At 58.4% G+C, this 8,544-nt stretch carries 7 protein-coding genes and 2 pseudogenes; 5 read left to right on the forward strand and 4 right to left on the reverse strand.

Annotation, left to right across the window (positions count from 1 at the left end):
* The first annotated feature begins 156 nt into the window (after nt 1-156).
* Nucleotides 157-573, forward strand: coding sequence for a hypothetical protein (locus CEK65_RS17830; RefSeq protein WP_226980630.1), 417 nt, complete (start codon nt 157-159; stop codon nt 571-573).
* 297 nt (nt 574-870) lie between these two features.
* On the opposite strand, the pseudogene CEK65_RS17835 reads toward CEK65_RS17830, so the two are convergent.
* Nucleotides 871-1,976, reverse strand: a pseudogene (locus CEK65_RS17835) (IS3 family transposase).
* 564 nt (nt 1,977-2,540) lie between these two features.
* Between CEK65_RS17835 and CEK65_RS17840 the strand changes: the two are divergent.
* Nucleotides 2,541-2,924, forward strand: a complete 384-nt coding sequence (locus tag CEK65_RS17840; protein ID WP_152182548.1) for a hypothetical protein — start codon at nt 2,541-2,543, stop codon at nt 2,922-2,924.
* A gap of 572 nt (nt 2,925-3,496) precedes the next feature.
* Here CEK65_RS17840 and CEK65_RS17845 read toward each other — a convergent pair.
* Together CEK65_RS17845 and CEK65_RS17850 are read right to left on the reverse strand one after the other, a co-directional pair.
* Nucleotides 3,497-3,958, reverse strand: a complete 462-nt coding sequence (locus CEK65_RS17845; RefSeq protein WP_017916093.1) for a hypothetical protein — start codon at nt 3,956-3,958, stop codon at nt 3,497-3,499.
* Between the two features lie 144 nt (nt 3,959-4,102).
* Nucleotides 4,103-5,320 (reverse strand): DUF6538 domain-containing protein, encoded by a 1,218-nt coding sequence (locus CEK65_RS17850; RefSeq protein WP_226980631.1) that lies wholly within the window; start codon nt 5,318-5,320, stop codon nt 4,103-4,105.
* A gap of 690 nt (nt 5,321-6,010) precedes the next feature.
* On the opposite strand from CEK65_RS17850, the gene CEK65_RS17855 reads away from it, so the two are divergent.
* From CEK65_RS17855 to CEK65_RS17865, 3 genes are all read left to right on the forward strand, one after another.
* The gene (locus CEK65_RS17855) at nt 6,011-7,039 is read left to right on the forward strand and encodes a hypothetical protein (protein ID WP_152182545.1); all 1,029 of its coding nucleotides are present in this window, start codon (nt 6,011-6,013) and stop codon (nt 7,037-7,039) included.
* A 31-nt stretch (nt 7,040-7,070) separates the two neighbouring features.
* Entirely contained in the window at nt 7,071-7,325 is a 255-nt protein-coding gene (locus CEK65_RS17860; RefSeq protein WP_152182546.1) for a hypothetical protein, read from the forward strand.
* A 434-nt stretch (nt 7,326-7,759) separates the two neighbouring features.
* Nucleotides 7,760-8,134 (forward strand): hypothetical protein, encoded by a 375-nt coding sequence (locus CEK65_RS17865; protein ID WP_152182547.1) that lies wholly within the window; start codon nt 7,760-7,762, stop codon nt 8,132-8,134.
* A 53-nt stretch (nt 8,135-8,187) separates the two neighbouring features.
* Here CEK65_RS17865 and CEK65_RS21235 read toward each other — a convergent pair.
* Nucleotides 8,188-8,544, reverse strand: a pseudogene (locus tag CEK65_RS21235) (plasmid mobilization protein); the annotation flags it as partial.

Genomic DNA, 8,544 nt, shown 5'->3' on the forward strand with positions numbered 1-8,544 from the left:
CGAGGAGGAGGCTCGCCCTTGCGGTCGGGACAGCGAAGCTAAGGTCCCTTTAAGAGGCACAGCGCTGGTAAAAAGCACCGGTGCGCTTGCCATCCCTACCGAAGGGCACAGAACCCTTTACATTAGAATGACCAGACCAATCCAAGGACGAGAAAAATGCCCAAATATGATCTTGTAAGCCAGGAAGACGAATGGGGTTGCGCCGCTGCTTGCGTGGCGTCCCTGCTGGACATCCCATACTCTCGAGCGAAGCGTCTTCTAGAAAAAGAGAAGCGTGCCGGGATAGACGATGAGCCAGAAGGATTTGAGATCGATGAAATCGCCAGGGCTCTTTACAGCAAAGGCGTGAAAGTCATCGCTGACTGGAACCCTCCTTGGAAGCTTCCCAGTGGCACCATCGTGTGCGTGCACAGCCGGACCCGATATGCAAGCCATCACTACTTGCTCAAGGTCCCTGGCGGCTACATGGATCCGTGGTTCGACCTCAAAGAGAATGGCCGAGAGGCAAAGATGCGCAAGGACATCCCGAAAGGGACCAAAATTATTGTCGCGCTGATCCCAACGAAAAAGTAGTCGACCACCCTAAGGCGGGCGACGACGTCGTATAAGGTGGCCCCAGTGCAGCAATGCAAGAAGGCAAGTCTTGTTTCCGGTCGACCCAGCGACGACCTAGAGGAGGGACTTGCTACGACGCGGGCACTGGCGCCACTGCTTCAACGGGCCGGCTTCTTGAGCACATGGCAACACCAAAGCGCTCCGCTCCCGGGAATCCAGTGGAAAGACAGCCACCATTCCTAATAAGTGGCACTGCCTTCGCTCGCTGGATATCGACAACCTGCGACGTCCCCCTGCTTTCAGTAGCGTGGCTCTTTAGAGTCCGGGTTTCATCGTAGCGGCTTTGGCCGCTAGCTGTTGGGCATAGACGGCCGGGGTCAGGCCGCCCAAGATCTTCTTCGGTCGCTCCTCGTTGTACTCCCGTCGCCAGGTCTCGATCTCGGTGCGGGCGTGCAGCAGCGTCGGGAACCAGTGTTCGTTGAGGCACTCGTCGCGCAGGCGGCCGTTGAAGCTCTCGATGTAGGCGTTCTGGTTCGGCTTGCCTGGCTGGATCAAGCGCAGCTGCACACCGCGCGCGTGGACCCACGTCACCATCGTCTTGCCGCAGAACTCCTTGCCGTTCTCGGTGCGGATCACCTGCGGCAGACCCCGTGTCAGCGCCAGCCGATCCAGCACCCGCGCCACGCCGTGGCCGGAGATGGCCCGCTCCACCTCGATCGCCACCGCCTCGTGCGTGGCATCGTCGACGATGGTCAGGGCCTTGAGCATCCGGCCCTCGGCGGTGCGGTCGAACACGAAGTCCATCGACCAGACCTGGGTTGGCCGCTTCAGGCCGAAGCAATCGCTGGCGCTCGCCCAGCAGCACCTTCTTGCGCTTGCGCCGGCGCACCTGCAACCTGGCTTGCTGATACAGCCGCGCCACCCGCTTGTAGTTCACCGGCCACTGCTCCTGCCGCAGCTTCAGATAGATCATCCCGACGCCGTAGCGCTTGTAGCGCTGCGCCAGCGCCAGGATCCGCTCGCGCAGCTCGACGTTGCGATCCGGACGCGGGACGTAGCGCAGCGCGCTGGCGCTCATCCGCACCACGGCCAGCGCCCGACGCTCCGTGAGCCCGCGCTCCATCAGCTGCGGCACCAGCATCCTGCGCGCCGGTGCGGTCACCACTTTTTCGCAGGGCGTCCTTGATGACGTCGTTCTCGAACAACTGCTCGGCCAGCAGCTTCTTCAGCCGCGTGTTCTCCGCCTCCAGCTCCTTGAGCCGCTTGGCCTCCGGCACGCCCATGCCGCCGAACTTGCTTCGCCACAGGTAGTAGGAGGCCTCGCTGAACCCGTGCCGCCGGCACAGGTCCTTCACCGCCACGCCGGCTTCGGCCTCACGCACGAAGCCGATGATCTGCTCTTCGGAAAAGCGCTTCTTCACGTCCAATCTCCGTCTCGTTGGGAATTGGACTCCAAATCGCTTTGCTACTCAAAACCGGGGGGACGTCGCCCCCTGATCAACGCTTCGGAGGTGCATTGCTACGGTTACCGCCCGATGGCACACCGGGCTTGGTTGACGGCCATCCGCCCGCACCTCCTTGACCACGCCCCTGCCTGGCTCCGGGATCGCCCTTGAAACCAACCCCGCGGGTATCTCCACTTGCACCACCTTTGCCCTTTGCCATGTCGCTTTCCTCAGTGACCGCACATGCGGCAGGAAAAGCTTGAACAACGACGCAGGCTGCTTAAGCCCCAAAATTTCACAAGCTTGGCCGTGGCAGCACCGGCCAAATTTGCGAAGTAGGCTCAGCGCTTTGCCGGCTGCTGGCTTGCCGCTGCCGTGAGCGTCCACTCAGTGAGAGTGCTCATGCCCACAGCACCAAGTTCGGCAGTCTCTGGTGCGCATCTCAGCCGCGCATTGCGGAGCTGTGGGACACTCAGGCCGTCTTCGGAGCCGCCCTCAGCCATGCGAATCGAACAACGAAAAGCTGTCCGGACCTTTTGGATGAGAGTGAAGCCACTTGCAGCACTGATGGCCATGTCGCTTGCCGGGTGCGCGACGGGTGGTCCGGTCGCGAGCCGTCCGATTGAAGGCCCCGTGCGGGTGGGAGAGATTGCCGCGGTCGATGGCCCCAGGGTGCGTCCCGACCGCGTCATGGAAGACAGCCGTTGCCCAGCCGACGTTCAATGCATCCAGGCCGGCCGACTGGTCGTCAGGGCGACCGTGCTTGGCGGCGGCTGGTCTAAGGAGGTGGACCTCACGCTCGGCGTCCCGGTCCCTGTTGCCGATGGCATGTTGACGCTGGTCGACGCCACACCCGCGTCGATTGCAAGCAAGACCGCTGCATCCGCTGCTCGCTTCACCTTCAAGTTTCAGGGCGGCCGTTAGACGATGCCCTTCACTGCACCTAGAACAAGGTCATCCTAGGACGCAGACACTGGGGCCACTGCTTCAACAGGCTGGCTTCTTGAGCACGTGGCAACAAACCAAGGCGCTCCGTTCTCGGGAATCCACTGAAAGAATAGCCACCACGTTCTAGGTAGAGGCGTTGGCGTTGCTTGCGCTCGCTGGACATCGACCACCTGCTCGCCACAGGCGGCCGGAGAAATGGTTGTCTGCGTCTCGAATTCCTGACCTGCGGCCAATGGGCCACGCATGGACTCCCCAATACGCCAACGGACAACCTCTTGCTCCGAGTAGGGCGTGTCACCGTGCTGAACGATCTTCCTTTGCACGGAAACCATCGTCGCCTGGACAGCCACGGCAGCCCTGGCTTTAGCGTCGTCCAAGCTTTCATACATCAAGCAGCTGCAGGCCATGGCTGCTGATGCTGGCAGCGAAAGAGCCAAGCCGAGCAGCGCTTGGCGGATTAGAGTTGTCCTCATATCGGCTTCCCTCCCCTATGCGGGAATCATAGCCGGCGACGTAGATGGCGGGTCAGCTGCCTATGCCGCTGGACCTCATAGGCCTGGAGCATCCTCATAGGAACCGCGATTCCAGGACCGGTAGCGCCAGGGCACGACTTCTTCAAGGAAGGTGATTCGCGGACTCGGCGAGGAGCGCAGCGACGCGAGGCCGGCCTTCAGCCGCTCTGCATGTGCTTCCGGCACGAAAAGCCAGGGTCTGAGGGGCCACGCTGCCGGCACCCCACTGTCGCGCGCCAGGGCGACCTTCAGTCCTTCCCAATGCTCATCCCAAGACCGCAGCCGGCCTAGGAGCGACGATGCCCCGGCCGCATAGGTGATCTCACACAGGTAAGCCATCTGCTCCTTGAAGCTCACGGCCACCGCGTCGCAATACCAATGCGGGCCACTGGTGTCCGGGTTGGCGCCCTCGTTGAGCTGTATGCAGCATTGGCTGTTGACGAACAACGCACGGTCCGCTCGGAGGTAGTCGAGCACCACGCCTTCGAAGTGATCCAATGTCGCAACTCCTTCGCTGTTGCTCAGAGAAAAATTCTGCTGCCCAAAATTCAGAGAAAATACAAAAAAACCAACTTAAATAATCCAATATTTATCATTAGTAAAGTTTGGAAAACTATATTTAACGCACTTTAGTTAGCTTATTTACTGCAACCAGTACGCGTGTTGGGTCCGGCCCGCTGGACCATTCTTGGCGTCGAAGCTGAGCTCCGGGAAGAGCTTCGCCTCGCCAGCGGCCTTGAGCCGCTCCACGCGCTCCCACAGCCCCAGCTTGATGAGGTCCGGGTGCACCGGGGTCTTCCGATCACTGGCATCGGTCTTGAGGTTCTTGTCCTCGCCCATCCAAGTGAAGTGGAAGATGGGGATGCCGTCTTCCTCTCGGCAATCTTCCAGCTCCAACCGGGCCACCTCGTTGGAGCGCGCGCCCGTGTAAAGCAGGATGAGCGGGAGCCACCGCGCCGCATTGCCCTTCAACCGCTTGAAGTTCTCCGGGTCGAAGATGCGCTTGACCTGGTCGGGGGCGAACGCCTGCGAGCCGTGGCTCTTCGCTCGCTGCTTCTTCAGTTGCTTGGGCACGGAGGCGTGCCCAGACGCCGGGTTGTCGCCTTGCGGGTAGTGGCCAGCCGTCTGCGCCCACTTGATGAAATCCGCGCAAGCCGAGAACCGGTTGGTGATGTAGGTGATGACGCGCTTCTGTGCGGTCTCGTGCAGGAACCACTCTGAGAAATCGGTCCGCGTCAGTTCCTTCAACATCACCGACTGTTTTTCTTTGCCTTTGCCCTTGCGCTGGCTCGCCACGAAAGCCTCGAGGTCCTTGAGTGCGCGGGTCTTCTGGACGATGGTCTTGGCGGTGTTCTTGCCCTGGATGCTGACCAGATACTTGTCGCGTGCAGCCGCGAGGGTCAGCCCCACTGGACGCGGTTCGCTGATGGGCTTGACGACTCGGCGCGGCGGGAACGGTGTCGACGACGGCACCGGCACCGCGCGCTGCGCCGCGAGCTTCTGGAACAACGACAAGTCGTTCTGGTCGTTGATCTCCACCTGGCCGAACGAAGCGCCGCCCGGCAGCTTCACGTCCTTGAGGATCAGCTCAAGCGACGGCTTGCCCTCCAGTCTCTTCAAGAGCTCTTCCAGCTCTTTCCCCATGCTGCCGTTCCTGATGGCTGCGAAGGCTTGAGCATAGCGTTGCTGCAACAGCAACGCGTAGCCAAGCGCGGCGCGATCGCACGTCGTGCCGGCACTGCGCTTGATGACCTTGCGCCCGAAGCGTGCCTGCAGGTCAGCAGGAACGCGCAGACGAACGTAGTAGCGGCCGGTCTCGCCGCACGTCAGGTAGTGCGCTACTCGCATGGAAGTGTCCAAGCGAGTGTCCAAGATGGCTGAAAAGAAAAACGCCCACAAATCGTTGATTTGCGGGCGTTTCCTTGACACTGGCGGAGTGAGAGGGACACAATTCAGAGTCCTCTAACCCATTGATGCCACTCGTCTTTTCCTACCTGGACACCCGCAAATAGTGCCCAAGGGATGGTCCTGCCATGGGGATCGTAGCCGAGGCAGCATGCAATGTGGATCCCCAGAGTCCAAAGCGACTTCTAGCTATGGCGTCTCAACTGTGAACTTTAAGAATGAGCGCAAACCAGGCAATCGGATCAGCGGGTGGCATTCCTGGTGAACTGTGACAAGTTGCCCCCCGACATCATGAGCCGCGCCTTCACATGGCGGTCTGATTTTGTGGAGTTATCCTGCGATAAGGCTCTACAACCACGCTACCCTGAAGAACAAGATGACTGGAATGTTAAGCGCGACGGCCCCTTCCATGGAACGTCTCCGGCCTTAGGTCGAGACGTAGCTTTGTTGCTAGCAGCACATCGAAGGCAAAGTGAGGCTAAGTACGTTCGGCCATATCTGACGCGGGCGGCCATTTGTTTTGACTAACCTCTACACCCGCTCGAATTTTCAAGAAAATGAATATGCCCTCCACTTATAGAGCGAATTAATCGACAGGCTAGCTAACTCGGCAACCACCTCGCCAAAATAAGGAATAGACATTAAATGCTTGAAGCATCGGTCGAAGAATTAGCTGATGAGATCTTTAGGGATTTTATTCTGAGGCCGAGTTTTGCTGCGCGCCCGTCAATTCCAGGGTTACGACGCAGACATACCCCTATTCAGCGCGCCCTACCCATTGGCCTGGGTATTGCTTATACCGAAAGACCGGATGATTTTATGCTGGCTGTACGGGTTCAGGATGAACCGCTTTCCAAACACAAAGACGTATTGGGCCAAATTTCCGCTCGGGCTCGAGGCGAGGTAAATATCGAGGTGGTAAGAGATGTTTCGCTGTATCACGAGCATACCCATCATAATGCAAGAGCTATAAGATCTGGCCCTGTACTTCTCGGCAGCAGCATTTCAACATCAGATTCGAATGCCCTCACTGGAACCATCGGCCTTTTCCCGTTTTCAAAAAAAAATGACAAGCAAGTTATACTTTCATGCGCTCACGTATTCGAAAGCACTGGAATCTCCAATTCGCGTGAAATTATTCAGCCTGGAACAGCAGATGGGGGAACCATTGACAACGCCATCGGCACTCTCCTTTCCTTATACCCAGTTAATCTTGACAACCAAGAAAATGTCATTGATGCAGCTATCGCCGATCCATATGCCGGCATAGGAGACCTAATTAATACTGTGATTAACCCTGCCTCCAATAAAGTATTCACAATTTCCGGAGTCATCCCACCGCCCAATCATGGACAAGTCGTTCACAAGCTTGGCAGAACAACTGGATTCACAAGTGGACGTATTCGCTCCAAGCGCATCAGGTTTATTGAAATAGACTACCAAGGCAACACAGCCCTATTCACAGGCTTTTCCGAGATTGTCTGTAACGATTGGCTAAAACCATTTTCCGCCAAAGGGGATAGCGGAGCCGTGGTTTTTGATGATGACGGAGCCGCATTTGGAATGGTTTTTGCTGGAGGACGACACTTCAATCCCGGCTGGAACATTTACCCCGACATCACCTACGCAGCGCCTTTGACCAATATTTTCGACCTGCTTGAGCTTCGACTCTAGACAACGCAATTAAAAGTGCTAGGATTCTCAGATGACGATTCTGCGAAGACCAACTTTTGAAGAAGCAACTCAAGCTGAAGACTTGGCTTATGAACTCGCCTCGAAGGTTACGAGACTGAATGGCGTGGGCGTCATTAAAACGATGTTTGGTTACAGCATCAAAATTAATATCTATGGCGGATGGGTTTGGGGGCTGCCCAGAAGAGTTAACGGAGTGCGCGTGGTCTACGACTACTTCGTTAGGCCAAAAAGTAGAGCGCTGCCATCCCAAAGTAAAAGCCGCTAAAAAGACCATCGCGCAGGTGCTAGCTAGCTTCTCGCGATACAGAGCATGGAATCCCAATGCCCCTCAGTTGCTGCATGCGACTAAACCCCACCTAGACTGCTCGCAACGTCCTATCAGCCACTCTAAATGAAGCAGATAGAGCGTTATCGTCAGACACCTGTCAAATTCTGCTCACACCAATCGCTTAGGATGCTGCAGTCTACAGCGCTCGGGATTCCTGCCAGCGAGTTCCGCTAGCTGCGTGATGAACCGACTCGCGCCGGCGACTGACAAAACTTGACCACCGATTGACTCCTTCTAGGCATCTCAGGACAGGGCGAAGCCAACTTTGCAGCGCCTATTTATATTTGTGAAATAGCTCTGAAATTTGCACTTGCGGGTTGGCGACTTGGTGCTTGGATGAAAGCTCCTTCCACAGGCTCCAAGGAGCATCCATGCAGTCCGAACTCACGCTTCAAATCGCCAGCCGTCTTGTGAGCGGCCTTCTCTGCCAAGAGCGGCATTGCCGCTTGCCCGACCGTATCGACGACATCCGGCATGCCCTGGAAGTGGCCGCGGAAATGATGCGCCAATACCGAGGCGGCTCTTCCGCCCCTCCGGCGCACGACTACGTCCCACCCACGCCGGCCCCGACGCTGCCACCACCAGCGTCCTCCTCCCCACCTCAAGCGCCGCGCCAGCAAGAGATCCGCACCCGGGAGGCGGTCGTGGTGCGCGATATCCCGTCCGTCGAAGAGTGGCGGAAGAACCGCCGGCGAAAAAGCGCCCCGGATCCAGTGGCGAACAGGAAGAAGCCGACGCTCCACTGATCCGCCACCGCCGCCCCAACAACAAAGTGCCCCGCAAGCGGGGCACCGTTGTTTCAGTGGAGGCGGGGGCGCGGTGGTCGGGGGCCACTCGGCTCAAGGTCCAGGGTCGGCAGGTCGTCGAGCGCAGTCGGTTGAGCCTCCTGGACTCCAAAGACCAACGGTCGGTCGAGCTCGAGGGGATAGCGCCCGAGCATCTCCTGGCTCCAGGCCTCCAAGAGGCGGCCACTCTCTGCCGCTTCCTTTTCGCAAAAGGCCTGTTGCTCCGGGGTGACCCGGGCCCGCGCTTCGAGCAGTTCGGCCGTCCGCTTCTCCAAGGTGCTCAAGCGCCACGCCCGCCGTTGCTTCCAATCCATCTGCGCACAGGCTGTGCAAGGCTGGAGATAGTCAACCTTGTAGTGCTCCCTGAAACA

This window comes from Xanthomonas sp. LMG 12459 (assembly GCF_009192905.1).
In the GTDB taxonomy this organism is placed as follows: Bacteria; Pseudomonadota; Gammaproteobacteria; order Xanthomonadales; family Xanthomonadaceae; genus Xanthomonas_A; species Xanthomonas_A sontii.